27 protein-coding genes and 4 tRNA genes are annotated in these 26,420 nt (G+C 56.5%); 17 read left to right on the forward strand and 14 right to left on the reverse strand.

Annotated elements, in window-relative coordinates:
• Positions 1 to 140: 140 nt before the first annotated feature.
• The 10 genes from ACQUQP_RS10270 (at position 141) to clpX (ending at position 8,444) form a co-directional block, all read left to right on the forward strand.
• Positions 141 to 1,820: a glutamine--tRNA ligase/YqeY domain fusion protein gene (locus ACQUQP_RS10270; protein WP_432694939.1), complete on the forward strand. Its 1,680-nt coding sequence runs from the start codon at positions 141 to 143 to the stop codon at positions 1,818 to 1,820.
• A gap of 2 nt (positions 1,821 to 1,822) precedes the next feature.
• The gene (locus ACQUQP_RS10275) at positions 1,823 to 2,713 is read left to right on the forward strand and encodes a hypothetical protein (protein ID WP_432694940.1); all 891 of its coding nucleotides are present in this window, start codon (positions 1,823 to 1,825) and stop codon (positions 2,711 to 2,713) included.
• Positions 2,714 to 2,739: 26 nt separating this feature from the next.
• Positions 2,740 to 4,128: a cysteine--tRNA ligase gene (gene cysS, locus ACQUQP_RS10280; protein WP_432694941.1), complete on the forward strand. Its 1,389-nt coding sequence runs from the start codon at positions 2,740 to 2,742 to the stop codon at positions 4,126 to 4,128.
• A gap of 174 nt (positions 4,129 to 4,302) precedes the next feature.
• Positions 4,303 to 4,379 (forward strand) — tRNA-Arg (locus tag ACQUQP_RS10285).
• A 46-nt stretch (positions 4,380 to 4,425) separates the two neighbouring features.
• A tRNA-His gene (locus ACQUQP_RS10290) sits at positions 4,426 to 4,501 on the forward strand.
• A 37-nt stretch (positions 4,502 to 4,538) separates the two neighbouring features.
• Positions 4,539 to 4,623 (forward strand) — tRNA-Leu (locus ACQUQP_RS10295).
• 16 nt (positions 4,624 to 4,639) lie between these two features.
• Positions 4,640 to 4,715 (forward strand) — tRNA-His (locus ACQUQP_RS10300).
• 259 nt (positions 4,716 to 4,974) lie between these two features.
• The gene (gene tig / locus ACQUQP_RS10305; protein WP_432694942.1) at positions 4,975 to 6,318 is read left to right on the forward strand and encodes a trigger factor; all 1,344 of its coding nucleotides are present in this window, start codon (positions 4,975 to 4,977) and stop codon (positions 6,316 to 6,318) included.
• A gap of 123 nt (positions 6,319 to 6,441) precedes the next feature.
• Positions 6,442 to 7,077: an ATP-dependent Clp endopeptidase proteolytic subunit ClpP gene (gene clpP / locus ACQUQP_RS10310; RefSeq protein WP_432694943.1), complete on the forward strand. Its 636-nt coding sequence runs from the start codon at positions 6,442 to 6,444 to the stop codon at positions 7,075 to 7,077.
• Positions 7,078 to 7,163: 86 nt separating this feature from the next.
• Entirely contained in the window at positions 7,164 to 8,444 is a 1,281-nt protein-coding gene (gene clpX, locus ACQUQP_RS10315; protein ID WP_432694944.1) for an ATP-dependent Clp protease ATP-binding subunit ClpX, read from the forward strand.
• A gap of 61 nt (positions 8,445 to 8,505) precedes the next feature.
• Here clpX and ACQUQP_RS10320 read toward each other — a convergent pair whose 3' ends face one another.
• On the reverse strand, positions 8,506 to 9,726 hold the full coding sequence (locus ACQUQP_RS10320; protein WP_432694945.1) for an EAL and HDOD domain-containing protein: 1,221 nt from the start codon (positions 9,724 to 9,726) through the stop codon (positions 8,506 to 8,508).
• A 132-nt stretch (positions 9,727 to 9,858) separates the two neighbouring features.
• Between ACQUQP_RS10320 and ylqF the strand changes: the two genes are divergently transcribed.
• From ylqF to ACQUQP_RS10340, 4 genes are read left to right on the forward strand one after another with little or no spacing between them, the layout of a single operon-like run.
• On the forward strand, positions 9,859 to 10,758 hold the full coding sequence (gene ylqF, locus ACQUQP_RS10325; RefSeq protein WP_432694946.1) for a ribosome biogenesis GTPase YlqF: 900 nt from the start codon (positions 9,859 to 9,861) through the stop codon (positions 10,756 to 10,758).
• Positions 10,755 to 11,051 (forward strand): hypothetical protein, encoded by a 297-nt coding sequence (locus ACQUQP_RS10330; RefSeq protein ID WP_432694947.1) that lies wholly within the window; start codon positions 10,755 to 10,757, stop codon positions 11,049 to 11,051. Before ylqF ends, ACQUQP_RS10330 begins: the two co-directional genes overlap by 4 nt.
• A 57-nt stretch (positions 11,052 to 11,108) precedes the next feature.
• A complete protein-coding gene (locus tag ACQUQP_RS10335) occupies positions 11,109 to 11,366 on the forward strand; it encodes a CDGSH iron-sulfur domain-containing protein (RefSeq protein ID WP_432694948.1) in 258 nt (85 codons plus the stop codon).
• Positions 11,367 to 12,161: a TIGR01458 family HAD-type hydrolase gene (locus ACQUQP_RS10340; protein ID WP_432694949.1), complete on the forward strand. Its 795-nt coding sequence runs from the start codon at positions 11,367 to 11,369 to the stop codon at positions 12,159 to 12,161.
• A 22-nt stretch (positions 12,162 to 12,183) separates the two neighbouring features.
• On the opposite strand, the gene ACQUQP_RS10345 is transcribed toward ACQUQP_RS10340, so the two are convergent.
• From ACQUQP_RS10345 to ACQUQP_RS10390, 10 genes are all read right to left on the reverse strand, one after another.
• Entirely contained in the window at positions 12,184 to 12,372 is a 189-nt protein-coding gene (locus ACQUQP_RS10345) for a YgaP family membrane protein (RefSeq protein WP_432694950.1), read from the reverse strand.
• Between the two features lie 70 nt (positions 12,373 to 12,442).
• Positions 12,443 to 13,093 carry a Crp/Fnr family transcriptional regulator gene (locus ACQUQP_RS10350; RefSeq protein WP_432694951.1) on the reverse strand — a complete coding sequence of 217 codons (651 nt, stop codon included), beginning with the start codon at positions 13,091 to 13,093 and terminating at the stop codon, positions 12,443 to 12,445.
• Between the two features lie 205 nt (positions 13,094 to 13,298).
• Entirely contained in the window at positions 13,299 to 14,894 is a 1,596-nt protein-coding gene (locus tag ACQUQP_RS10355) for an isocitrate lyase (protein ID WP_432694952.1), read from the reverse strand.
• Between the two features lie 527 nt (positions 14,895 to 15,421).
• On the reverse strand, positions 15,422 to 16,585 hold the full coding sequence (locus tag ACQUQP_RS10360) for a JmjC domain-containing protein (RefSeq protein ID WP_432694953.1): 1,164 nt from the start codon (positions 16,583 to 16,585) through the stop codon (positions 15,422 to 15,424).
• A complete protein-coding gene (locus tag ACQUQP_RS10365; RefSeq protein WP_432694954.1) occupies positions 16,582 to 16,833 on the reverse strand; it encodes a hypothetical protein in 252 nt (83 codons plus the stop codon). The genes ACQUQP_RS10360 and ACQUQP_RS10365 overlap by 4 nt, the downstream gene beginning before the upstream one ends.
• Positions 16,834 to 16,899: 66 nt before the next feature.
• Positions 16,900 to 17,628 (reverse strand): RNA methyltransferase, encoded by a 729-nt coding sequence (locus ACQUQP_RS10370; protein WP_432694955.1) that lies wholly within the window; start codon positions 17,626 to 17,628, stop codon positions 16,900 to 16,902.
• Positions 17,629 to 17,752: 124 nt separating this feature from the next.
• Positions 17,753 to 19,117, reverse strand: coding sequence for an adenylosuccinate lyase (gene purB, locus ACQUQP_RS10375; RefSeq protein WP_432698692.1), 1,365 nt, complete (start codon positions 19,115 to 19,117; stop codon positions 17,753 to 17,755).
• A gap of 140 nt (positions 19,118 to 19,257) precedes the next feature.
• Positions 19,258 to 19,953: a lysogenization protein HflD gene (locus tag ACQUQP_RS10380; protein WP_432694956.1), complete on the reverse strand. Its 696-nt coding sequence runs from the start codon at positions 19,951 to 19,953 to the stop codon at positions 19,258 to 19,260.
• Positions 19,953 to 21,068: a tRNA 2-thiouridine(34) synthase MnmA gene (gene mnmA / locus ACQUQP_RS10385; protein ID WP_432694957.1), complete on the reverse strand. Its 1,116-nt coding sequence runs from the start codon at positions 21,066 to 21,068 to the stop codon at positions 19,953 to 19,955. Before mnmA ends, ACQUQP_RS10380 begins: the two co-directional genes overlap by 1 nt.
• Positions 21,069 to 21,087: 19 nt before the next feature.
• A complete protein-coding gene (locus tag ACQUQP_RS10390; protein ID WP_432694958.1) occupies positions 21,088 to 21,534 on the reverse strand; it encodes an NUDIX hydrolase in 447 nt (148 codons plus the stop codon).
• 152 nt (positions 21,535 to 21,686) lie between these two features.
• On the opposite strand from ACQUQP_RS10390, the gene moaE reads away from it, so the two are divergent.
• Complete coding sequence (moaE, locus tag ACQUQP_RS10395; RefSeq protein WP_432694959.1) at positions 21,687 to 22,160, forward strand: molybdopterin synthase catalytic subunit MoaE; 474 nt, start codon at positions 21,687 to 21,689, stop codon at positions 22,158 to 22,160.
• On the opposite strand, the gene ACQUQP_RS10400 is transcribed toward moaE, so the two are convergent.
• Together ACQUQP_RS10400 and ACQUQP_RS10405 are read right to left on the reverse strand one after the other, a co-directional pair.
• The gene (locus ACQUQP_RS10400) at positions 22,123 to 22,707 is read right to left on the reverse strand and encodes a pseudouridine synthase (protein WP_432694960.1); all 585 of its coding nucleotides are present in this window, start codon (positions 22,705 to 22,707) and stop codon (positions 22,123 to 22,125) included. The genes moaE and ACQUQP_RS10400 overlap by 38 nt on opposite strands.
• Before the next feature lie 328 nt (positions 22,708 to 23,035).
• Complete coding sequence (locus tag ACQUQP_RS10405) at positions 23,036 to 23,242, reverse strand: cold shock domain-containing protein (protein WP_432694961.1); 207 nt, start codon at positions 23,240 to 23,242, stop codon at positions 23,036 to 23,038.
• A 270-nt stretch (positions 23,243 to 23,512) separates the two neighbouring features.
• Here ACQUQP_RS10405 and clpS point away from each other — a divergent pair, with 270 nt between their 5' ends.
• Both clpS and clpA read left to right on the forward strand, forming a co-directional pair.
• The gene (clpS, locus tag ACQUQP_RS10410; RefSeq protein ID WP_432694962.1) at positions 23,513 to 23,845 is read left to right on the forward strand and encodes an ATP-dependent Clp protease adapter ClpS; all 333 of its coding nucleotides are present in this window, start codon (positions 23,513 to 23,515) and stop codon (positions 23,843 to 23,845) included.
• 15 nt (positions 23,846 to 23,860) lie between these two features.
• Positions 23,861 to 26,119 (forward strand): ATP-dependent Clp protease ATP-binding subunit ClpA, encoded by a 2,259-nt coding sequence (clpA, locus tag ACQUQP_RS10415; protein ID WP_432694963.1) that lies wholly within the window; start codon positions 23,861 to 23,863, stop codon positions 26,117 to 26,119.
• Between the two features lie 39 nt (positions 26,120 to 26,158).
• Here clpA and infA read toward each other — a convergent pair whose 3' ends face one another.
• Complete coding sequence (gene infA / locus ACQUQP_RS10420) at positions 26,159 to 26,377, reverse strand: translation initiation factor IF-1 (protein WP_075172183.1); 219 nt, start codon at positions 26,375 to 26,377, stop codon at positions 26,159 to 26,161.
• Between the last annotated feature and the right edge of the window lie 43 nt (positions 26,378 to 26,420).

The raw sequence follows: 26,420 nt of genomic DNA on the forward strand, positions 1-26,420 counted from the left end.
TTGAGTGCATCTAATTGACGGACTCTGGCTCGCACGACAGTGCGTTGCTCCGCGTTCTCCGGTTATAATGTCGCCCTCAGTTTCCAGTCGCTTCATTTCATCGAGCGACTGCGTCAATTCAGTAGCGACAAGACGCGGATATGACCAAAAACGAAAGCACCAAGCCGACCAATTTTATTCATCAGATTATCGAAGAAGACCTGAAAAACGGTGTTAACGAAGGCAAAGTCGTTACACGTTTCCCGCCGGAGCCTAATGGCTACCTGCATATCGGGCATGCAAAGTCGATTTGTCTCAATTTTGGCACCGCGCAAAAGTATGGCGGCGAGTGCAATCTCCGCTTTGATGACACCAATCCCGAAAAGGAGAGCCAGGAGTACATCGACTCCATCGTCGCGGATGTGCGCTGGCTCGGATTCAACTGGTCTGGTGATATCCGTTACAGCTCCGACTACTTCGATACCCTGTATCAGTGGGCTGTTCACCTTATTCGTGAAGGCAAGGCGTACGTCGACAGTCTCAGCGCTCACGAAATGCGTGAGTACCGGGGTACGTTGACCGAAGCGGGTAAGGATAGTCCTTACCGCAGCCGCAGTGTGGACGAGAACCTCGATCTGTTCGAGAAGATGCGTGAGGGTGCCTTCGAGGAAGGCGAATGCGTGCTGCGTGCCAAGATCGATATGTCGGCGCCGAACATCAACCTGCGCGACCCGGTCATCTACCGAATCCGCAAGGCGCATCATCACCAGAGCGGTGACAAGTGGTGCATCTACCCGTCGTACGATTTCACGCACGGCCAGTCCGATGCGCTGGAAGGGGTGACGCACTCCATCTGTACCCTTGAATTTGAAGATCACCGCCCGCTCTACGACTGGTTTGTCGAAAACCTGCCGGTACCGGTTAAGCCGCGACAGTACGAATTTGCCCGTCTGAACCTGAACTACACGGTGACCAGCAAGCGCAAGCTCAAGCTGCTGGTCGACGAAGCCAAGGTCAACGGCTGGAACGATCCGCGCATGCCGACCATCTCCGGTCTGCGTCGTCGCGGTTATACCCCGGCATCCATCCGTAACTTCTGCGAAATGATCGGTGTTACCCGCTCCAACGGTGTGGTTGACATGGGCATGCTGGAATCCGCTGTGCGTGATGACCTGGATGTGAATGCGCCTCGTGCCATGTGTGTGCTCGAGCCGATCAAGCTGACGATCACCAATATGCCGGAAGGTGAAGAGGAGTGGTTCGAGCTGCCGGCTCACCCGAAGGATGAGTCCATGGGGCTGCGCAAGGTGCCGTTCACGCGCAACCTGCTGATTGAACGTGAAGATTTTGCCGAAGTACCGCCGCGTAAATGGAAACGTCTGTCACCGGGTGAAGCGGTGCGCCTGCGTGGTGCTTACGTAATCCGCTGCGAAGAAGTGATCAAGGATGAAAACGGCGAGGTCGTAGAACTCAAGGCGAGCTTCGACCCTGATACCAAAGGGGCGAACCCGACCGATTACAAGCCCAAGGGTGTTATTCACTGGGTATCGGCGGAGAACTCTATCCCCTGTGAGGTGCGCGCCTATGACCGGCTCTTTACCGAGCCCAACCCCGATGGTGATAAAGAGCGGGACTTCCACGATTTCATCAACCCGGAGTCGCTGGTGGTCTATCCGCAGGCGCGGGCGGAGATCGGTCTGAAGACGGCGGCTGTCGAAAGCCGTTTCCAGTTCGAGCGTCAGGGGTATTTCTGTGTTGATCCGGACTCCAGTGAGAGCCTGATGGTGTTTAACCGCACTGTGGGCCTGAGGGATTCCTGGGCGAAGATGCAGAATAAGTAACCATGTTGCTCAGAGGGCTGCTACTGTCGGCGCTGGTATCGCTCACGGGCTGCTCTCTGCTGCCGCCAGCAGGTGCTGGCGGCTATCTGGAGATCGAAACCCTGGCGCCGCTGGATCCGCGTCTGAACGAATCGTCCGGGCTGGCACTCCATGACGGCCGTATCTGGACGATCAACGACAGCGGCAACGGTCCCTGGTTGTTCGAGTTTGATCGGCAGGGGCAGGTGCTTGAACGAACTCGGGTGAGCGCTGCCGTCAATATTGACTGGGAATCGCTGGCCTCCGATCATCGCGACCTTTTTGTCGCCGATTGCGGCAACAATACCGGTCGGCGGGAGTGGCTCCAGCTTTACCGGATCGCCTGGAGCGAGCTGCTTGATGGTGCGGATGACGCGCCGGTGGCGTCGGACTATATCGAGTTCCGCCTGGCAGATGCCAAAGCCGGTAAGGGTACCCACGCTCATGATAACGACTGTGAAGCTGTTACCTGGGTGGAAGATCGGTTTTGGCTGTTCACCAAGGGCTGGCAGAGCGGTGATACCCGCCTTTATCAGCTTGACCCTGGCGCGGATGAGCAGCAGTTGGCGGCGGTTGCGACCTGGCCTGTATCGGGGCTGGTGACCGGTGCTGACTACAGCTCCGACAGGCAGGAGCTTGTGCTGCTTGGTTATACCCTCGGGCAGTTATCCAGTGACACCTTTATATGGATTGTCCCGGTAGCAGCGGGCAGGGCGGACTGGTCCGGGGCTCAGCGGCACCGGCTTTGGCCTTCGGGCCAGTGGGAAGGTATCGCCTGGCAGGGCAATGAACTGTTACTGACCCGGGAAAAAAGCATTCTCGGTGAGGCCCGTCTGGGGCGTGTCCGCCTGGACCCGGTCTCCCATCGACACTGAATTTGGAATGGATTGGCGAATTTTACATGTTGCAAGTTTATAACACCCTCACGAACTCCAAAGGTCCGTTTGTCCCTCTCGAGAAGGGCAAGATCCGCATGTATGTCTGTGGTGTGACGGTATACGACTACTGTCATATCGGACATGCCCGGGTGATGGTGTGTTTCGACCTGATCACGCGTTACCTGCGCTATCGCGGTTGGGATGTATCCTATGTCCGTAACATCACCGACGTGGATGACAAGATTATCAAGCGGGCGGCGGAAAACGGCGAATCGGTTGATGCCCTCACCGAGCGGATGATAGCCGCCATGCATGAAGATGAAGGACGTCTCGGTGTGCTGCGACCCGACCAGGAGCCGCGTGCGACGGCACATATCGCTGATATCATCGACCTGGTGCAGACCCTGGTGGACAAGGGATACGCCTATGCCGCCAGTAACGGTGATGTGTATTACCGCGTCGAAAAATTCGAGCCCTATGGTCGACTCACCAACAAGGTGATCGATGAACTCAAGGCCGGTGCGCGTATCGAGGTTGGTGATGCGAAAGAGAGTCCGGTGGATTTCGTGCTCTGGAAAGCGGCCAAACCCGGCGAAGTGAGCTGGGAATCTCCCTGGGGTCCGGGTCGCCCCGGTTGGCATATCGAGTGCTCTGCCATGTCCAAATGCTGCCTCGGTGAGACGTTCGATATTCACGGCGGAGGTCCTGATCTGCCGTTTCCGCATCATGAGAATGAAATAGCCCAGTCTGAAGCTGCCAACGGCTGCACCTACGTAAACTACTGGATGCATGCCGGACCTGTGCGGGTGAATCAGGAGAAGATGTCCAAATCCCTGGGTAACTTCTTCACCATTCGCGAAGTGCTGAAAAGCTATAACCCGGAAGTGGTGCGTTACTTCCTTTCTTCGGTTCACTACCGCAGTTTTATCGACTACTCCGAAGATAGTCTGCGCGAGGCCCGTCAGGCGCTGGAGCGCTTCTATCAGGCGCTCGGCGATGCGCCGGCCGGCACCGAAGAGGGGTTGGAGAGCGATTACGAAGAGCGCTTCCAGCAGGCGATGGATGATGATTTCGGCACCCCCAGGGCGCTGGCGGTGTTGTTTGATCTTGTTACCGAGCTGAACAAGGCGACTCGCGAAAAGGCTCCCCAGGCCGGGGCTCTCGCTGCGTTGCTTAAGCGTCTCGGTGGTGTGCTGGGTCTGCTGCAACAGGCTCCAGAGGCGTTCCTGCAGGGTGAGGCGCGTGAAGGTGAACTGAGCGCTGAAGATATCGAATCTGCGATTGAGGCACGTAAGCAGGCGAAAAAGGACCGGGACTTCGCCGAGGCTGATCGAATCCGTGATTCGCTGGCCGATCAGGGCGTGATTCTGAAAGACAGCCGGGAAGGTACAACCTGGTACCGGGAAGGTTAAACGCCTGGCCGAAAGCGTAAAAAAATCATGGGGTTGTGTATAAAATACACAGCCCTTTGTTTTTTCTGAAAAAAGTTACAACTCGCTATTGACGCTTCCGGTCGGCTCCCTTAGGATACGCACCACTTCGCAGCGGGACCCACCAGTCACGCAGCGGGAGTCGGGCAGCAAGAGGCGCCCGTAGCTCAACCGGATAGAGCAACGGCCTTCTAAGCCGTAGGTTGCAGGTTCGAGCCCTGCCGGGCGCGCCACTTGTGATTGCTCTTGCGACAGTCCGGCGAGTAAAAAGAGGTTATGGTGGATGTAGCTCAGTTGGCAGAGCTCCGGATTGTGATTCCGGCGGTCGTGGGTTCAAGCCCCATCATCCACCCCATTCCTCTTTACAAGATGTACCTAGCATCGCGTCAGTCGCGGGAATGGTGAAATTGGTATACACGCTGGTTTTAGGTACCAGTGCCGAAAGGCGTGAGAGTTCGAGTCTCTCTTCCCGCACCATTTCCTGACAGTTGTGGTGGATGTAGCTCAGTTGGCAGAGCTCCGGATTGTGATTCCGGCGGTCGTGGGTTCAAGCCCCATCATCCACCCCATTTCCTTTCTTTCTTACCCAGTAAATCATTTCATATCGGCGCTGCCGATTTTCCTGTTTGCCGTTCGTGTGCGCGCCGTAATTGCGGGCGATTTGCTTGACTAATCAGGCCCATTGCCGGACAATTTTGCGCTTTATAATTTCAGGCACTGTGTATCGGATGTCTGTATCCCGACTGGCTTTCATGCGTTGAAAGGGGCGGGATTCAAGGCGCCAACGCAGGTCGCTATAAACGCTGCAATCTATTTGTGAGGAATTTCATGCAAGTTTCTGTCGAAACGACTTCCGGCCTTGAGCGTCAGATGACCGTAACGGTTCCCGCCGAGCGAATTGACCAGGACGTGGATAAACAGGTTATGCAGCAGGCCCGGACTCGCCGCATGGATGGTTTCCGCCCGGGTAAAGTGCCGCCGAAAGTTATCAAGCGTATGTACGGCGATGCGATCCGTTACGATGTCCTGAACCGCGTTGTTCAGGAAAGCTTCTACCAGGCTGTCCAGCAGGAAGAGCTGAAGCCGGCCGGTGGCCCGAGCATCGATCTCAAAAACGACAAAGAAGGTGAAGACCTGCAGTTCGTTGCAACTTTCGAAGTGTACCCGGAAGTTGAGCTGGCTGATTTCTCCGCTGCTGAAGTTGAAAAGCAGTCCGCTGAGATTCAGGACGCTGACCTGGACCAGATGATCGACACCCTGCGCAAGCAGCAGGCTGAATGGGCTGAAGTTGAGCGTGCTGCCGAAGATGGCGATCGCGTCAAGATCGATTTCGAAGGTTTCATCGACGGTGAAGCGTTCGAAGGTGGCAAGGCCGAAGGTCACGACCTGGTGCTGGGCTCCAACTCCATGATCCCGGGCTTCGAAGCGGGTCTGGTCGGCGCGAAAGCCGGTGATGAGCTGGAACTGGACGTTACCTTCCCTGAGGAATACCACGCTGAAAACCTGAAAGGCAAGCCCGCCAAGTTCAAGGTCAAGGTGCAGTCTGTTTCCGCGTCTGAACTGCCGGAACTGAACGCTGAGTTCTTCGCGAAGTTCGGTATCGAAGAGACCGAAGTTGAAGGTTTCCGCACCGAAGTTCGCAAGAACATGGAGCGTGAACTGAAGAACTCCCTGAAAGCCAAGATGAAAGAGCAGGTGTTCAACAAGCTGGTTGAGCTGAATGAAATCGATGCGCCGTCTGCTCTGGTTGACGAAGAGATCGATACCCTGCGTCGCCAGGCTGTTCAGCAGTTCGGTGGCCCGAACGCTCAGATCGACCCGAACACCCTGCCCAAGGAAATGTTCGAAGAGCAGGCCAAGCGCCGCGTAGTTGTTGGTCTGCTGGTTCAGGAAGTGGTTAAGGCCAACGAACTGAAAGTTGACGACGCACGTGTTCAGGAAACCATCGCCGAGCTGGCTGAAACCTACCAGGAGCCGCAGCAGGTTATCGAATACTACAACGGCAACGAGCAGATCCTGAATCAGATCAAAAACATGGTTCTTGAAGATCAGGTAGTTGATCACCTTCTCGCATCTGCTAAAGTCGTGGAGACAGAAGTCAGCTACGAAGAGGCGATTAAGCCGGCGCAGCAGGTTGCTCAGGAAGCTGAGGCCGAAGCAGCGGCGGAGTAACGCCTTACGCGAAAGAAGCGCTCAAACGTCCACCCCGGTGGGGCGCCGAAATCTCGAAAACGGCAGTTGGCAATTTTGCTGGCTGTCGTTTTTGCTTTCAAAGGCTCTTAAGGAGAAGTGAATATGACGGACATCTTGAATGGGCGTTCCAGTGGCATAACCAACAGCGGCTTGGTGCCGATGGTGGTAGAACAGAGTTCTCGTGGAGAACGCGCTTACGATATCTACTCCCGACTGCTTAAAGAGCGGGTGATCTTCATGGTAGGCCAGGTCGAAGACCACATGGCGAACCTGATCGTGGCGCAGTTGCTGTTCCTCGAAGCGGAAAACCCCGATAAAGATATTCATCTTTACATCAACTCACCCGGCGGTTCGGTGACAGCCGGCCTCGCTATCTACGACACCATGCAGTTCATCAAGCCAGACGTGAGCACTATGTGTATCGGTCAGGCAGCGTCCATGGGCGCACTGCTGCTGGCAGGTGGTGCAGCGGGCAAACGCTTTGCTCTGCCGAATTCACGCATGATGATCCATCAGCCGTTAGGCGGATATCAGGGGCAGGCGACCGATATCGAGATCCATACGCGTGAAATTCTCACCATACGTAATAAACTGAATAGCATACTGGCGTCTCACTGCGGTCAGGATGTTGAAACCATCTCGCGCGATACCGACCGTGACAATTTCATGGATCCGAGTGCTGCTGTGGAGTATGGACTGATCGACTCGGTGCTTGAGCGCCGTACGTTGGCAGAGTAAAGGATCGCTCTGCTGGTTCCCGCCCGGGTTGAAATCCGGGTTGGGGGACCGCATAAAGAGATAAAAGGCTTTTTTGAGGTATCAGAATGTCGGATGAGATCAGCGATAAAGGCGGAAGTGGCAGCAAGCTTTTCTGCTCTTTCTGCGGCAAAAGCCAGGACGAAGTGCGAAAGCTGATCGCAGGCCCGTCTGTCTTTATCTGTGATGAATGTGTCGATCTCTGTAATGATATTATCAGTGAAGAGATTCAGGAGACCGAAGAGCAGGCTCCCAGCGAGAAACTGCCGACTCCGGCCGAGATAAAGGTGACCCTGGACGATTACGTGATCGGACAGGAGCGTGCCAAAAAGGTGCTTTCGGTTGCGGTATACAACCATTACAAGCGTCTTCGTTTCCAGGATAAGGGCAAGGCGGATATAGAGCTCGGTAAGAGTAACATCCTGCTGATCGGTCCCACCGGTAGTGGTAAGACGCTGCTGGCGCAGACACTGGCGCGCATGCTTAACGTGCCGTTCACCATCGCTGACGCGACCACGCTGACAGAAGCGGGTTATGTGGGCGAGGATGTGGAAAATATTATCCAGAAGCTGCTGCAGAAATGTGACTACGATGTCGAAAAGGCGCAGCTCGGTATCGTCTATATCGACGAGATCGATAAGGTATCCCGCAAGTCGGATAACCCGTCGATCACCCGTGACGTGTCCGGTGAAGGTGTTCAGCAGGCACTGCTGAAGCTGATCGAAGGCACGGTTGCATCGGTTCCGCCTCAGGGTGGACGCAAGCATCCCCAGCAGGAGTTCCTGCAGGTGGATACGTCCAATATCCTGTTTATCTGCGGTGGTGCGTTTGCGGGTCTCGAGAAGATCATCCGTGGTCGTAGCGAACGTAGCTCTATCGGCTTCAATGCCACCGTGAAGAGCAAGGACGAGAGCCGTCTTGCCGAAGTTCTGCACGATGTCGAAGCGGAAGACCTGGTCAAGTTTGGCCTGATTCCGGAATTCGTCGGTCGTCTGCCGATGGTTGCGACGCTGTCCGAACTGGATGAAGAAGCACTTATCCAGATCCTGACCGAGCCGAAGCACAGTCTCGTCAAGCAGTACCAGGCGCTGTTCGATATGGAAGGGGTGGAAGTCGACTTCCGTAAGGAAGCGCTTCAGGCGGTGGCCCGCCATGCCCTGGATCGCAGAACCGGTGCTCGTGGTCTGCGCTCGATTCTCGAGGCGACCCTGCTCGAAACCATGTATGAGCTGCCATCCATGGATGGCGTGACCAAGGTGGTTATCGACGAGGGTGTTATCGAGGGAACGTCGGATCCAATCCTGATTTACGAGAATCAGGAGCAGTCCAAGGCGGCGCCGCAGGACTGACGCTGTTCAGACGATAAAAAAGCGACCCGTGGGTCGCTTTTTTTGTACTCTCTGGCAGCGATTATTCGTACATTGCCTGCATCGCTTCTTTGGCCCAGTCAAGGCTGTGGCGATAGGCGGCTTCGAACAGGGCGATGTTAAAGTCGGCGGGGAGTTTTTCCCATTCGCCGCTTTCGTAGGCGATAGCCTGCTTGAGAACATTGCCGATATCACCTTCGTAGCTGGCGATCGCCACTTTGATATCTTCGCCGAGCGGGACCTGTTCAAGCATGGTTGCCTGATCAACGTCGAGCATCACGTGAAGACCGGACATCATGCCGGCCATAAAGTAAGAGCCGGGGCTTGGGAGATTTTCTCCGTCCGCGATCAGTTCGCACATGCGGCCGCGGATCAGCAGGGTGCGGGAAAGTTCTTCCGGCTTGTCCTGGTTGCTGGTCATGGAGATCAGGGTGGCCCATTTGCGTACCTGATCGATGCCGAGCATGACGACGGCTTCAGAGATAGACTCCACCTTGCGTACCAGTGAGTAGGCTGCGGAGTTGACGATCCTGAGCAGTTTGTAGGTCAGTACCGGGTCGCGGATGATCATCTCTTCGAGGATTTCCGGCTTTGCGTTGGGCTTTTGCAGCTCCTGTATAAGCTGCATCAGTGCTACCTGGTTGGCTCCTATGCGCCGGCCCTTGACCACTTTGGGGCGGCTCAGGAACGAGCCTTCGAAGAGTTTGAACCCGGCTTCGATACAGGTTTCCAGCTGTTCGATCGTTTTGATATTGGCTGCCAGGGCGGTGACTTTCACTTTGCCAAGGCTAGCTGCCTGCTGCTGGAGTTCGGCGGCCGGGATGTTCTGAATATCCAGTTTGACGATCTTTACCAGTTTCAGGAACGGGTCCAGCTGGGGCTTGTATTCAGGAATTGACAGCGTCACCCGGTAGCCCTGTTTGGCCAGCCCGACGAGGAGTTCGGCAAAGGCTCTATCCGGCTTTTCCGGCAGTTTCAGCAGCAACACAACCTGTTTGGTGGGCAGGTTCGGCATGTTGGCGACCATGGAGCTGGAAATGGGCAGAAAGGCCGGTACGCGCTTGATTTCACCCTGGTCGGATATGCTTGTATAAGTAGACAGGATCATTTCGGAGCCCGAATCGCTTTCCGGGCTGCCGGCGAGCATGTCGTTCAGGCTGGTATCTTGGTGGTAGCTCAGCTCATAAGCGATAACACGTTGCTGGCTATCGAAGATGGGGTGGCGAGCGATCAGTGCCTGGCTGGAATCGGCCTGCTGTGACATGTAGATATAGTCCTTTCCTTAAAGTCCTGGGCGGTATTTTACCTGCTGGGAGGCCTCGCGCCACCCTTGGTTGGCTGCTGGAGCCGGGCAAGAAGAGTATACTGTGCGGTCGATTAATATACTGAGTGAATAATGACGAGAATCAACTGGTTCCCAGGACATATGCACAAGGCGAGAAAAGAGATCGCCGAAGTGATGGACGAGGTGGACGTGGTCATCGAGGTGCTTGATGCGCGCCTGCCTCAGTCCAGTGAAAACCCCCTGGTCGATCAACTGCGTCGGGGCAAGCCGGTCATCAAGCTATTGAACAAGGAAGACCTGGCGGATCCTTTGGTTACGCGTGACTGGCTGGTCTACTTCAATGCGCAGGAGGGCACCACGGCGCTGGCATTGACGACAACCAACAAAAAGCTGGTGCAGAAGATCCCTGAGCTGTGCAAACAGGCGGCGTCGGCCCGGGCCAGCGCGGGGCGCCCTGTCAGGGCGATGATCATGGGAATTCCCAATGTCGGCAAATCGACGCTGATCAACGTACTGCTGGGGCGGAAAATCGCCAAGGTTGGTAATGAGCCGGCGGTCACCAAGGGGCAGAAGCGGTACAGCGTGCACAATGGCATGGCCCTTTCCGATACGCCGGGGATTCTCTGGCCCAAGATAGAGGATCCCGATTCCGGATACCGCCTGGCCGCAAGCGGTGCCATCAAGGACACCGCCATCGAGTACGACCTGGTTGCAGGTTATGCCGCCGGATTCCTTCTCGCCGAATACCCCGAGCTGGTAACCGAGCGCTTTAAGCTCAAAGAAACGCCGGATAGTGCCGAAAAACTGATTGAGCAGATTGGCCGCAAGCGCGGGTGCCTGAAGCCGGGCGGTGTCGTCGATAGTTACAAGGCGTCCGATATCCTGCTGACCGAGCTGCGCGCAGGGAAAATCGGCAGGGTTACCTTTGAAACGCCCCAGGAATGGGAGCAAAAACGCATTGAGCGCGAGCAGGCCGAAGCGGTCGCCGCGGATGAGGAGAAAGATCTATGACACGTAAAAAAAAGGAGCGCAGGCTGGGTAAATTCATGCCTGTGCTGGAGCAGAAGCCGAGAAAGCAGGAACGCTTGGCGGATCCGGATAGCAAGGAAAGCCGCAAGAAAAAGGCGATCCGTGACCGCAAGAAGCATCTGTCTGTGTACGAAAAGGCGCAGGCCACGCAAAGCCGCGTAGAACGTGATGAAGAGGCGGGTCGCAAGGGTACCCGTCACGGTGGCCCGCTGGCGGAAAAGATCCGTCGAATCAACGAGGCGAAAAAGGCAAAGGAAGAGCAGGAAGAATCCTGAGTTTGACCAGTCTCCGGCCTTCGCCTAATTTTAGCGACAGTGCAGGAGGGTTGGGTTATGAGCCATTCACCAGTTCATCGGGCAGGGAGCGCACCGGTGCAAGTCGAGTTAAAACAGGGTGAGGTATACGCCTGGTGCGCTTGCGGTAGATCCGCCAGTCAGCCATTTTGCGATGGCAGCCATGTGGGGACCGGGCTGGATCCTCTGGTCTTCGAGGCAGAGAAAGACGATGTTGTCTTTCTCTGTACCTGCAAACACACACAGACACCGCCTGTGTGCGACGGTAGCCATTGCGAGAAGGAGCAGAATGACTGAATGACTAAGGGCGCAGGAGGTCGCAGGGATGATATTCGCGGTGTGCTGTTGGATCTGGACGGCGTGCTCTACGTCGATGACGTGCTTATCGAGGGGACACTCGATGTTATCGATTGGCTGCAGGGTCAATCCTTACCATTTCGCTATATCACCAATACGTCAACCAAAACCCGGGAACAACTGGCGGCCCATCTGGCCGATCTCGGTTTGCCGGTTGGTCCTGAATCGGTGTTCAGTGCCGTGCAGGCGACGCAGACCTGGCTGGCCGAGCAGGGTATCAGCCGCATTGCCGTGATCGTCAACGACAGCGTCAGAGGCTCGCTGGCCGCTTCCTTCGAGATCGACGAGACGGCGCCGGAGGCGGTCGTAATCGGTGATATAGGCACAGCCTGGGATTATGCTCGCCTGAATCGCGCCTTTCAGTGGCTGGTTAACGGGGCGAGGCTGGTCTGTATTCACCGCAATCGTTACTGGAAAACCGGTGATAGCCTGGCGCTGGATATCGGTGCCTTTGTTGCCGGCCTGGAATATGCGGCGCAGGTCGAGGCGGTCGTGATCGGAAAGCCGGCAAATGCCTTTTTTCAAGCGGCCTGTGCAAGTCTGGGTCTGCAGCCAGCTGAGGTCGCCGTGGTCGGTGATGACGTGGAGTCGGATATCGGCGGGGCGATAAAGGCGGGATGCACCGGCGTACTGGTGGAGACGGGCAAATATCGCCCTGAGCTGGTAAAGCGCAGTGGTATTACGCCTGATTACCAGATCGCTTCCATTGCAAAGTTGCCGGAGCTGCTTGGTTAAAGCAGCCCCTGTACCGGTTGTTTTAGCTGTTTTTCTTGGTGCAGACACCGATAAGGCTATACAGCGGGCAGAAGCTGAACAGGCCTGTTGCCAGAGGGATAATACCGATCCATCCCCATACCGGTAAGGCGCCGGTCAGGGTGGCGGCGATCAGCGCAACACCAATCAGGATCCGCAATATGCGGTCGATGCCACCTACATTCGCTTTCATTTGAGACTCTCCTTTACTTGCTCAACTGTATTCAGTTTAGGTGGTGCCGGACGTCTGTTCAGTGACTAAATCACATATGGCTCAGGTTATTGAGTTGGGCAGCGTCGATCACCTCAATACTGCCGCGCCCGAGTTTGACCCAGCCTCGGCGCTCGAACTCTTTCAGTGTTCGGCTGATCACTTCTCTGGCGCTGCCGAGTTCATTGGCCAGCTGTTGGTGAGTGGTACGGATCGGCGTGTCATCTGATTTCAGCAGACGTGCAGCCAGGCGGCAGTCGAGGCGGCCAAAAGAGATGGCATCGATCAGCATCAGCAGCTCGGTCAAACGCTGGCCGTAGCCGGCAAAGACAAAGTCGCGCAGCTGTTTGCTGTCATCCAGCGCCTGTTCAAACGCCCGGGAAGGAATAGCCACCGCCCGCACCTCTGTTTCGGTGAAGGCCTCCGCCTGATAAGGGCTGTTTCCCAGCAGGCAGGCGGTTGTAAGGATACAGGACTGGCCCGATTCCACGCGGTAGAGAACGATCTCTCGCCCGGATTCGGAGAGCTTCTGTACACGCACCGAACCTTCGAGTACCAGAATAAACTGCTGACAGCGGTCACCGGTATGAAAGACTGGCTGCCCGGGTGGCAGCTGTATTTCGCGGGCCTGCTCGCAGGCAGCCTGCCATCCAGGTGTGGTGATATCTTTCAGCGCGGGAAAATGGTCAAGCCAGGGACGCATGCAGGTAACTCGTTAATCATTGGATATCATGAGTTTAGCGAGTTGCCCGGTGGCATAACAGTGTTTGGATGCTGGCGTTGTACAAAACAAAAAAGCCCCGCGGATAGCGGGGCTTGACCAGCGGGCCGGGAGAGTCCGGTCAGACTCTCCGGCAGCGCCGACCCCACTGGGAGAAAGGTCGGCAGACCGCGGAGATAAAACCGGTTTAGAACTGGTTCATTGTGTTGTCTTTACCGGAAGCCTTCAGGGCTGCGTCGCCGGAGAAGTATTCCTTGTGGTCGTCGCCCATGTCGGAGCCGGCCATGTTCTGGTGCTTGACGCAGGCGATGCTCTGACGGATCTCCTTGCGCTGTACGTTAGCGACGTAGCCCAGCATACCTGCTTCGCCGAAGTACTCTTTGGCCAGGTTGTCGGTAGACAGGGCCGCAGTGTGGTAGGTCGGCAGCGTGATCAGGTGGTGGAAGATACCCGCTTCACGAGACGCATCGGCCTGGAAGGTGCGGATCTTCTCATCGGCAGCGGCAGCGAGTTCGGTATCGTCGTACTCAACGCTCATCAGGTTGGCGCGATCGTATGCTGATACGTCCTTGCCCTCTTCAGCCATGGCATCGAATACCTGCTGGCGGAAGTTCAGGGTCCAGTTGAAGGACGGGCTGTTGTTGTAAACCAGCTTGGCATTCGGAACCACTTCGCGGATCCGGTTTACCATACCGCCGATCTGGCCAACATGCGGCTTCTCGGTTTCGATCCAGAGCAGGTCGGCACCGTTCTGCAGAGAGGTGATGCAGTCCAGGACGCAGCGGTCTTCACCAGAACCTTTCTTGAACTGGAACAGGCCGGAAGCCAGACGCTTGGGCTTGAGCAGCTTGCCGTTGGCCTTGACAACCACGTCACCGTTGGCGATGTCGTCGGCGCTTTCAACGTAGTCGCCGTCCAGGAAGGCGTTGTACTTGTCGCCCAGGTCGCCCGGTTCGTTGGTGACAGCGATCTGCTTGGTCAGGCCAGCACCCAGGGAGTCGGTACGTGCCACGATGACACCGTCGTCAACACCCAGTTCCAGGAAGGCGTAGCGTACTGCGCGGATCTTGGCGAGGAAGTCGGCATGCGGAACGGTGACTTTACCGTCCTGGTGGCCGCACTGCTTCTCATCAGACACCTGGTTTTCGATCTGGATCGCGCAGGCACCGGCTTCGATCATTTTCTTGGCCAGCAGGTAGGTGGCTTCCTCATTACCGAAACCGGCGTCGATGTCGGCGATGATCGGCACAACGTGGGTCTGGAAGTTGTCGATCTTGTCCTGAACTTCTGTTTCTTTGGCGCTATCGCCAGCTTCGCGAGCGGCGTCCAGAGCGCGGAACAGGCCGCCCAGTTCGCGAGCGTCAGCCTGGCGCAGGAAGGTGTACAGCTCTTCGATCAGTGCCGGTACAGAGGTTTTCTCGTGCATGGACTGGTCAGGCAGCGGACCGAATTCAGAGCGCAGTGCGGCGATCATCCAGCCGGAGAGGTACAGGTAGCTCTTCTTGGTGGTACCGAAATGCTTCTTGATAGAGATCAGCTTCTGCTGACCGATGAAGCCGTGCCAGCAACCCAGGGACTGGGTGTACTGAGAAGAGTCGGCGTCGTATTCAGCCATATCCTGACGCATGATCTTTGCGGTGTAGCGCGCAATATCGAGGCCTGTTTTAAAGCGGTTCTGCACTTTCATGCGAGCTGCGAACTCCGGGTTGATACCTTCCCAGGGGGCTCCGTTTACCGCTTTGAGGCTGGCTACTGCGTCTATTGCTTTTTTGTAATCTGACATGGCTTTTCCTCGACAGTCTTCCTGTTGGGTGAATCAAAAAGCTTCACGTTTGTCATCGCTATTTATTGGGGTAGTGCGATGCTATGGGGCGAATGATGTGGTCTGGCGAGGAGGGTGTCAAAGCGGTTTTGTGCACAGCAGCAAAGTATGTACAAGGACTACAAGCGGGTTTTGGGGTGAGGTGTAGTAATACTACCCGGCCGAATTTGTGCTGCGATGCAAAATCGCCAGATTTAACAGGGGGTTGAGGTTCTATTTCTTTGGTAGCAAATACTTTGGTCGAGGAGTAAAAAGCGGTAATTTACATAAACTAAATAGAATAAAAAACATATTATAAATAGCTTTAAAGTCTATAAAAAGTTGACTACAAAATTTGTAGTCAGTTGCATTTTTGAGAGTTTGTCGGATGGCTGTTTGACGAAAGTCGAAGGGCTGCCGGTGTTTTGTTCTATCAGATCGCGTTTTTAAGAACATCGGAAGGATAAAAAGGCCGGAGCGCTATCCTGCGACCGGCCTCTGGGGGTGATTTATTCGTCGCTCAGGTAGAGGCTGCCGGCGTGAATCAGCTGACATAACAGGTCAAGCTGCTGTTCAGACAGCTCAGTGGCAGCAATACGGATGCTTCTGTGTTCACCGCAGAGCTGTTCCAGTAACGCGGTGGAACCGGAAGTCACCGAATAGCTTTTACCATCAGCGAACAGCCGGGTCTTGTTGTCGCTACTGCGCACATAGGCCAGGCGGGCGCCCTCGTTGCGGCGGATCAGGTAACCCTCGTCAAGCGATTCAACCAGTTCATCGGTCGTGATCGACTCTCCTTCTTCGGTTAACTCCGGATACTTGGGATCGGTCATGTATTCACCAAACCAGCGGCTCAGCTGCTCGCGGTCCTGCAGGTAGCCTGCCAGTATCCCGGTGACACGGTCTATGGCGGCGCTGCTGATCTCTCCCGGATTCTGCTGCAGCTCCAGGTCTGCGTCTGTGTAGCGCGTCTCACGGCCCAGTTGCTCGCCGATGAAATCGCTGAAGCTGCGCAGGATTTCATTGTGTGCCGGGGCACGAAAGCCGATGGAGTAGGTCATGCAGCCATCACCGATCGCGTAGCCGTTATGAGCCACCTGCGGCGGCAGGTAGAGCATGTCGCCTGGTTCAAGATCAAAGGACTGCTCGACGACCCACTCTGGCAGAATCATCACTGGTGCGTCGTCGCGGCGCGGTGAATCCTCATCGCACAACCCGCCGAGCTCCCAGCGTCGGCAGCCTTCTGCCTGGAGCAGGAATACATCGTAATTGTCGTAATGGGGCCCCACACCACCCAGGTTGGCGGCATAGCTGATCATCAGGTCATCGACGCGCCAGTTGGGAATAAAACTGAAGCGCTGTATCAGCTCGGCGGCTTCAGGTACCCAGTGGTCCACGGCCTGTACCAGCAGGGTCCAGTGGGACTCCGGCAGGGTTGCAAAATGCTCCTCCTTGAAGGGCCCCTGCTCAAGTGACCAGTGGTCTTTGTCCGGATCGAAACGGATCAGACGGGATTCAACCTCGGCCTCACAGGCCAGGCCGGCCAGCTCATCAGCGCTCACCGGTGGTTCGAAATCGGGGATCGCCTGGCGGATAAGCAGCGGTTTTTTCTGCCAGTATTCGGTGAGAAACTGCTCGGCAGAGAGTTCGCCGAGCGGGTATTGATCAATCACTTGGTTAGGAGCTCCTGAAGTTCATTTGCCGCCTGCTCCAGCTCTTCCATCACTTTGCGGGTATCTTTCGATGACAGCGCCGCGGTGCGGTTGTTGCCTACCATGCGCAGGCATTTGGATATCTGGTCGGCGCAGCGCTGAATGCCGCTGAGATTGTATTGGTACTGTTCCATGTTTTCCGCGGCATCGGCCAGTGCTTTGTGAAGCTCGCCGGCCTGGTTGGCTAACTGGTGCAGGCTCTGACTCATTGGGCTCTCCCTCTGCTTTTTGCGATTAACTGTAGCAGCGGTGCACAAGAGTTGTAATCTACCTGGTCAGTCTTTACTTAGCCGGGCAACGGTTTCCTCTACCGAGGCGAGGATGCCGCGCAGCATGCCCAGTTCGGCTTTTTCCGGACGGGAGCGATTAAAGTAGCGACGTAGCTTATCCATGACCCGGCCTTCGTGCTGGGGGATGATGAAGTTGGTCACTCTCAGTACGCGCTCCAGGTGTTCATAAAACAGGGCTATCTCCTGCTGGCGCGGATAGGGGGCTGGCTCAGAGGGTGTCAGGGCGCTGCGTTTTTCGGCGCGACGCAATTCGTAGCACACCAGCTGGATCGCCTGGGCCACATTCAGTACCGGGTATTCTTCATTGGCATCAATATAGAGATGGCGGTTACACAGCAGCATCTCGGCGTTATTGAGTCCCATGGTCTCGCGGCCAAACAGGATAGCGATCTCGCCGCTGGCTGACTCCTGTATGACTTGAGCGGCGGCACTTTCCACGTCGAGCAGGGGCAGGTCGTAGGTGCGCTCCCGGGCACTGGTCCCGATGACCAGCTGGCAGTCGGCGATAGCCTCTTCGACGCTGTCGACGACAATCGCGACGTCGAGAAGATCTTTGGCACCGGCGGCTCGAGACTCGGCCTCTTCATGGGGAAATAGGCGTGGTTTTACCAGGTAAAGCTGGCTCAGCCCCATGTTTTTCAGCGCCCTGGCCGCTGCGCCGATATTGCCGGGGTGAAAGGTTTCTACCAGTACGATTCGAATATTGCTCAGCATGGTGATGGATGTGTCGGGGTGGATTGAGATCTCTGTCCAGCGCGGAAGCCGCGGGGTAGAGGGTTTTATCGTCCTGAACGTAAAAGAGCCGGCAGTGCCGGCTCTTTCGCTGTTGCAGGCGGGATCAGATGCGACGCGCCTGATCCGCTGCGTTACCGGTGTAGCTGCCCGGCGTCATCGCCTTCAGAGCCGCTTTCGGTTCGGCCGGGATGTCCAGCTTGTCGATGAACTCCATCAGGGTCTCTTTGGTCATCGCCTTGCCGCGGGTCAGCTCCTTGAGCTTCTCGTACGGCGCTTCGATGCCGTAGCGGCGCATCACGGTCTGAATCGGCTCGGCCAGTACTTCCCAGGCGTTATCCAGGTCGGTGTTCAGGCGCTCGGCGTTCATCTCCAGCTTGCTGATACCCTTGAGGCTGGCCTGGTAGGCGATCATGCTGTAACCGAAGCCGACGCCCATGTTGCGCAGCACGGTGGAGTCGGTCAGGTCACGCTGCCAGCGGGAGATCGGCAGTTTGGCAGCCAGGTGCTGCATCACCGCGTTGGCGATGCCAAGGTTGCCTTCGGAGTTTTCGAAATCGATCGGGTTGACCTTGTGCGGCATAGTCGAGGAGCCCACTTCGCCGGCTATGGTCTTCTGCTTGAAGTAACCCAGGGAGATGTAGCCCCAGACATCGCGGTCGAAATCGATCAGGATGGTGTTGAAGCGGCAGACGGCGTCGAACAGCTCGGCGATGTAGTCGTGCGGCTCGATCTGGGTGGTGTACGGGTTCCAGTCCAGGCCCAGAGACTCAACGAACGTCTTGGCGTTGGCTTCCCAGTCCACTTCGGGATAAGCGGACAGGTGAGCGTTGTAGTTGCCGACGGCGCCGTTGATCTTGCCGAAGAACTCGATAGCGTCCAGCTGCTTGAGCTGGCGCTGCAGGCGGCAAGCCACGTTGGCCATCTCTTTGCCCAGGGTGGACGGAGAGGCGGTCTGGCCGTGGGTGCGGGACAACATCGGCTGATCGGCGTGCTTGCGCGCCAGTTCGGCGATCTCGTCAGCGATTTTCTGCATCGGCTGGTTGAGTTCCGCCAGGCCGTTCTTGAGCATCAGCGCGTGAGACAGGTTGTTGATGTCTTCAGAGGTGCAGGCGAAGTGAACGAATTCGCTGATTGCCACCAGCTCGTCGTTTTCCGCGATCTCCTGCTTGATGAAGTACTCCACCGCCTTGACGTCATGGTTGGTGGTGCGCTCGATCTCTTTGATACGTTCGGCATCTTCGATACCGAAATCGCTGACAATGCTGTTCAGGCGTGCGTTGGCGTTGTCGCTCAGGGCAGGGACTTCGCTGATCTGCGGATGTGCGGCAAGCTGCTGGAGCCAGCGGATCTCTACTTCAACGCGAAAGCGGATCAATCCGTATTCGCTGAATATGTTGCGCAGGTCGGCAGTTTTACTGCCGTAACGTCCATCGACCGGGGAAACAGCGGTGAGGGCAGAAAGCTCCATGTCGAACAGTCTCACTAATTGGCGGTTGCTTGGAAAAGGCGCACATTATAGCGGATGTGCGCGATAAAGGTTAGGGAAGCCACGAACAAGTCGATAGCGCCCCCGGACCGGATGCCTGGGCCTGGCGGCTACAGGCGGGCTTAAAGCTCTCCGGTATGAAATTTTTGCAGGGATGGGCGCACCCGGGAGCGGAAGAAAAACAGGTGCCAGCGCTTGCCACCCACCTGGCGCCAGAGAATCACAGCACGGATACCGGCCAGCAGCAGGGCGCGGATACGGGCGGCGTTTTCGCTGTTTTGAAGGTGTCGTGGATCGCCGCCGACCTGCACCCGGATGGTAAAGGTGCTCAGGGTATCCTGGTAGAGGGAGGCGATGCCGGCGATGACGTTGGAGTGGGTATAGATCGACGGATCGGCCGGTGCGGTGTCGGTCGCGGTGGACTCGTCACTGGGTTGTTCACCAAAATAGCGGGCTTTCTGCTCAAGCTGATCAAGGCGCTTGCCGATCTCGTCCATCATGTCAGGACGTGCCGCGAGCTTGCGCTCCAGCTGGATCAGTGTGAGCGCGTAACGCATCACATCCGGGTTGATGCCGCCGGCGCGTTTGTCGACCAGCTCCTGCATCTGCTTCAAACCCAGGCTCAGGTTGTAGGGCAGATCACGTGCACCGCCGTAAACGTCCTCGGTCAGCTTCGGGTTCGAGGCAAACAGGCTGGCGATGGAGGTTTCGAAACTGTTCTGTGCCACCATGCCGCGGCGCGCAATCTGCTCTACCAGACTGACTGCTTGAAACAGTCCGGCTAGCGCGATGGCTTGTTCATCGTGCTGGCGTGCCATCAGGCAACCTCCTCGGAATTAATGCGTGACGTGGTTTCGATAACGCCACCGCCAAGACAGACTTCATCCAGGTAAAACACGGCCGACTGGCCCGGTGTAACCGCGCGCTGCGGGTTGTCGAACTCTACCCGGTAACCCGTTTCGGTGCGGTGAACGACACAGTCCTGGTCGGCCTGGCGATAACGGACCTTGGCTTTGCAGCGCAGCGGCATCCGGGGTTCCTCGCCACTGATCCAGAAAATCTCGGTGCAGGTCAGCCAGTCTGCAAACAGCAGCGGGTGGTTGGTGCCCTGGACCGCGATCAGTACATTACGCTCGAGATCCTTGTCGGCCACAAACCAGGGCTCTTCCGGGTAGTTGGTAAGGCCGCCGATACCCAGCCCCTGGCGCTGGCCGATGGTGTAGTACATCAGGCCCTGGTGATCGCCAATGACATCGCCATCGGGGGTTTCAATCTTGCCCGGTTGCGCCGGCAGGTACTGCTTTAGAAAGTCGCTGAAGCGGCGCTCGCCTATAAAGCAGATGCCGGTGCTGTCTTTTTTACTGTGGGTGACCAGGCCGTGTTCTTCGGCCAGCGCACGTACCGCGGGTTTCTCCAGTTCGCCGACCGGGAACAGCGTCTGTGCCAGCTCTGCTTCGCCGACCTGGTGCAGGAAATAGCTCTGATCCTTGTTGCCATCCAGTCCCTTGAGCAGCACCGCACGGCCGTCACGCTCACCCCGGCGCACATAATGTCCGGTGGCGATCAGGTCGCCGCCCAGCATCTGTGCGTATTCGAGAAAGGCCTTGAACTTAATTTCCCGGTTACAGAGGATATCCGGGTTCGGGGTGCGCCCGGCCTTGTACTCTTCGAGAAAGTGTTCGAACACGTTGTCCCAATATTCGGCGGCAAAGTTTGCCGTGTGCAGCTTGATGCCGAGTTTGTCGCAAACGGCCTGGGCATCCGCCAGGTCCTCCTTGGCGGTACAGTACTCGGTGCCGTCGTCTTCTTCCCAGTTCTTCATGAACAGGCCTTCGACCTGGTAGCCCTGTTGCTGCAGTAGAAGGGCGGAGACGGAGGAGTCCACGCCGCCGGACATGCCGACGATCACTTTGGTGGCGCTGGGTTCACTCATGGGTTGGACATCTTTCATTTCAGGGTTCATGGATCAGCGATAGCGGGTAACGGGTTCCGGCAAGATAGTCGTCGATACATTCAAGCACCAGTTTGCTGCGCAGCATCTCGCTGCGATCGGCGATCTCGTCGCGTGTGAGCCAGAGGGCGCGCTGTATGCCGTCGTCAAGGTCCCGTTCCGGATCGTGGGAAACCGCTTCGGCAATAAAGCAGGCGCGGTGGTAGGTCACGCCGTTGGCCGGTGCCCGATACACATAAAGACCGAGAAAATGCGTTGGGGTTACCTGCCAGCCGGTCTCTTCGAGTGTTTCGCGGCGAGCGGCATCGGTGAACGCTTCATTTTCTTCCAGATGGCCGGCTGGTTGATTGATAACCAGGTGCCCGTCCGCGGAGAGTTCCTCAACCAGAAGAAAGCGGCCGTCACGTTCGACGATGGTGGCAACGGTGGCGTGCGGTGTCCAGCGCATGTTCCTGTCTATTGTTGGAGCTCTGTTGTTGGGGTAAGGGTCGACGTATGGAGGATGTATCGAGTCGGAACGTTTTAGATTCCGCAACTTATGGCAGATAATAACAGTTAAAGGCACAAGGTGCTTCATCAATCGCTAGAGAGTCAGGGGGCATGATCGTGCAACTGAATGAGATAGGTGTGCAGGAAGAGGAGTTTGATCTTGCTGCACTGAACACCCGTTTGCGTGAAGGTGCCAGCCAGTATGGTGCCGTGGTTACATTTTCAGGGCTGGTGCGTGATTTTTCAGATCAGTCCCTGGATGCCCTGGAGCTTGAACACTACCCCGGGATGACCGAGCGCAGTCTTGAAAAAATTCTGGCGGAGGCGCGCCAGCGTTGGGATCTGGGTAACCTGATACTGCTGCATCGCGTGGGCAGAATGACGCCGGGTGATGAAATTGTGTTTGTGGGTGTGGCCAGTGCGCATCGCCAGGCGGCGTTCGAGGCGTGCCAGTTCCTGATGGATTACCTGAAGCGTGACGCGCCTTTCTGGAAAAAAGAAGTCGTAGCCGGAAAAAGCCACTGGGTCGAGCAGAAAGAGAGCGATATCAGCGCCGCCGACGCCTGGGATTCGGAGCAGGGCTGACCGGCAGGTGCACCTCGTCCATGCGGTACTGGCCCGGCGCCAGGTCTTGCAGCGTCCAGTTGCCGATCGCGTAGCGAATCAGGCGAAGGGTCGGAAAACCGACGGCCGCGGTCATGCGCCTGACCTGGCGGTTGCGGCCTTCGCTGATGCGCATCTCGATCCAGCTGGTGGGCTGGTTCGCTCTTTGGCGTATCGGCGGGTTTCTGGGCCAGATGTCGGGCGCTTCGAGTCGCTCCGCTTTTGCCGGGCGGGTGAGTCCGTCCTTGAGTTTGACGCCCTGTCTCAGCTGTTGCAGCGCCGCATCAGTTATCTCTCCTTCTACCTGGGCCCAGTAGGTTTTTTCCAGCTTGAACCTGGGGTCGGCAATTCGGCGCTGCAGCGTGCCGTCATCCGTTAGTAGCAGCAGTCCTTCTGAGTCGTAGTCGAGCCGTCCGGCGGCATAAAAGTTTTTGTCGTCGATATAGTCTGCCAGGGTCCCGCGTCCTTCAGAATCAGTGAATTGGCTGAGAACCTGAAAGGGTTTGTTGAAAAGAATAATCCGGGACATAAGAGGTCGCTCTGATGAGACTGGTGACTTGGCTCTGGCCGGCTAGTCTAAGGCCGAGACGCCGCGATGCAAGCGCTACCTGGCAGCGAAAGGGGGGAGTAATGTCATTGGGCGGGAGCCAGGCGATAAACTGAGGTTTGCTGGCCGTTGGCCGCAGCACCTTTGTCAGGCTTCGAAAGCCAGTTGCCAAGCGCCAGGTATCAAGTGTCCCGGTTGCTGCAACTATAACAGGCGAGCGTATGGGCCGGCGTCGGCGCGCCAGAAAACAGGGGATACCATCCAGGAGGTATCCCCGCTATCTCCGCCAGACCCGATTCCGGGAGTGCAATTAATCCAGGGCGCGAATATTGACCGCGTGAATACCCTTGGGGCCTGATTTAGTGTCGAACTGGACGGTTTGTCCCGCTTTCAGACTTTTGTAGCCCTCGGCGAGAATCGCAGAGAAGTGGGCGAATAATTCCTCATCGTAGGCTTCCGAGAGGATAAAACCATAGCCTTTGGCATTGTTGAACCACTTCACTTTCCCTGTATGCATGTTTAACTCCCGTTGATTTCGCTTAACTAAGGCCCATTTACACGGTTTGGAAATGGGTCTAAACGCGAACCTCTACACGCTCTGTAGTGTAGAAGGTACTCCTTTACATCATTGCAGGGACTGCAGATACTGGAGAAACACTCCTGCATTTGCGGCAGTATAACATCTGGTTGGTACGACACTAGACCCAGTAATCAGGAATTCAAACTCCCGTTAGAAGGTTAGAGAAAACAGTTGCTTATGTCGTTTTACAGGAACAGTATCAAAGGAATGGGAGATGACTCCGACCAGGAGGATCACCAGGATCACGGCGGTTCGCTGGCCACCGAGCAGGCCAAACCGGCGCTGAAACGACCACCGATGTACCGGGTGGTATTGATGAACGACGACTACACCCCCATGGATTTTGTGGTTGAAGTTCTGATGATTTTTTTCAATATGAATCAGGAAAAGGCGACACAGGTTATGTTGTCGGTCCATACTCAGGGAAAAGGGGTTTGTGGAGTATTTACCAAGGATGTTGCTGAAACTAAGGCGGCGCAGGTGAATCAATACTCTCGAGAGAACAAGCATCCGTTGCTTTGTGAAGTAGAGTCGGTCTGACAGGAGGCTGCAGCCATGTTGAATCGCGAGCTTGAAGAAACCCTCAGTGCGGCGTTCAAATCCGCCCGGGACAAGCATCATGAATTTATGACGGTCGAACACCTGCTGCTCGCGCTGCTGGATAACCGTCAAGCGGCAGAAGTACTGCTCGCGTGTGGGGTCGATTTTGACCGGCTGCGTCAGCAACTTTCTGTATTTATCGATGAAACAACCCCGTTGCTTCCGCAAAATGTACCGAATCTTGAAACCCAGCCCACGCTCGGTTTTCAACGCGTGCTGCAGCGAGCGGTTTTCCACGTCCAGTCGTCCGGCAAGTCGGAAGTCAGTGGCGCCAATGTCCTGGTTGCGATCTACAGCGAACAGGAGAGCCATGCGGCCTATGTACTGCAGCAGCAGGGCATCGAGCGTATCGACGTGGTCAACTTTATCTCCCACGGCATCTCCAAGGTCGGTGAGCAGGAGAGTCAGGAAGCGGATACCGCTACAGAGAGTGAAGAGGGTGGCGAGTCAGGCAAGAGTCAGCTCAGCCAGTACGCAGTCAACCTCAATCAGCAGGCTGCCCTGGGTCAGATCGATCCGCTGGTAGGGCGGGATGCCGAAGTCGAGCGTGTCGTGCAGATTCTGTCACGCCGTCGCAAGAACAACCCGCTGCTGGTAGGGGAAGCCGGGGTCGGTAAAACGGCCATAGCTGAAGGCCTGGCCAAGCTGATTATCGAGGATCGGGTGCCGGAGATTATCTCCAAAAGCGTGGTCTACTCGCTGGACCTCGGTGCACTGCTGGCTGGTACCAAGTACCGGGGTGATTTCGAGAAGCGCCTGAAGGGGCTGCTGGCAGAGATCAAGAAGCAGCCGCACGCGATTCTGTTTATCGATGAGATTCACACCATTATCGGTGCAGGTGCCGCCTCCGGTGGCTCCATGGATGCGTCTAACCTGCTCAAGCCGCTGCTGAGCTCCGGCGAGATCCGTTGCATCGGCTCGACCACTTTCCAGGAGTTTCGCGGTATCTTCGAGAAGGATCGTGCGCTGGCGCGTCGCTTCCAGAAGGTCGATGTGCTTGAGCCCAGTGTGCAGGACACCTACCAGATTCTGCGTGGTCTCAAATCCCGTTTCGAGGAGCACCACGAGCTCGAGTATACCGATGAGGCGTTGCAGGCGGCCGCGGAACTTGCCGATCGCTATATCAACGACAAGCATATGCCGGACAAGGCGATCGATGTGATCGATGAAGCCGGTGCTTATCAGCGCCTGCTGCCGGAAGACAAGCGCAAGAGCGTTGTCGACGTGGCCGAGGTGGAAACCGTGGTCGCCAAGATCGCACGGATTCCGCCGAAGAGCGTCACCGTCTCCGACAAGGAGCAGCTCGCCAAGCTGGAACAGAACCTCAAGATGGTGGTTCTGGGGCAGGACGAGGCGATCGGCACCTTGTCTGCGGCGATCAAACTGTCCCGTGCGGGCCTCAAGGCGCCCAACAAGCCCGTGGGTTCCTTCCTCTTCGCCGGTCCCACCGGTGTCGGCAAGACCGAAGTTACCTCGCAGCTGGCGCGGGTGCTGGGGATCGAGCTGGTTCGTTTCGATATGTCCGAGTACATGGAGCGTCACACCGTATCACGCCTGATCGGTGCACCTCCGGGTTACGTGGGCTTCGATCAGGGCGGTCTGCTGACCGAGGCGATCACCAAGTCGCCGCACTGTGTGCTGCTGCTTGACGAGATCGAGAAGGCGCACCCGGAAGTCTTTAACCTGCTGCTGCAGGTGATGGATAACGGTACCCTGACCGACAATAACGGCCGCAAGGCGGATTTCCGCAACGTTATTCTGGTGATGACCACCAACGCTGGCGCCGAGCAGATGAGTCGGCCGTCGATCGGTTTCACGCATCAGGATCACAGCACCGACGGCATGGAAGCGATCAAGCGACTGTTTACGCCGGAGTTTCGTAACCGTCTGGATTCCATTATCCAGTTCAAGCCGCTGAGCACCGATATCGTCAAGGGCGTTGTCGACAAGTTCCTTACCGAGCTGCAGGCTCAGCTTGATGAGAAGCGCGTTGTGCTCAATGTGGATGAAGAGGCGCGGACCTGGCTTGCCGAACATGGCTATGATGAGCAGATGGGCGCACGCCCGATGCAGCGTCTGATCCAGGAGAAGATCAAGAAGCCGTTGGCTGAAATGATCCTGTTTGGTGATCTGGCTGAAGGTGGCGGTGAGGTGGATATCCGCGTTGGTGCGGATGGAGAGATTGAGCTGGAGGTGGCCACGGTGGCAGCGTAATCGCTGTCCACCGTTTCGTTTATAGCGCTTGCTGAGAAATTAGCGGGCGCGGTAAACGATGCGGCCTTTGGTCAGATCGTAAGGAGTCAGTTCTACTTTGACTTTGTCACCCGTCAGGATTCGGATGTAGTTCTTACGCATCTTGCCTGAAATGTGTGCGGTGACAACATGACCGTTTTCCAGCTCAACACGGAACATTGTGTTGGGCAGGGTATCGATCACAGTCCCTTCCATTTCAATTGAGTCTTCTTTGGCCATTCAGTCTTTACCTCTGGGCAGTTTTTTGTACCCGGCTGGATAC

Source organism: Marinobacterium sp. YM272 (genome assembly GCF_050908845.1).
Classification (GTDB): Bacteria; Pseudomonadota; Gammaproteobacteria; order Pseudomonadales; family Balneatricaceae; genus Marinobacterium_D.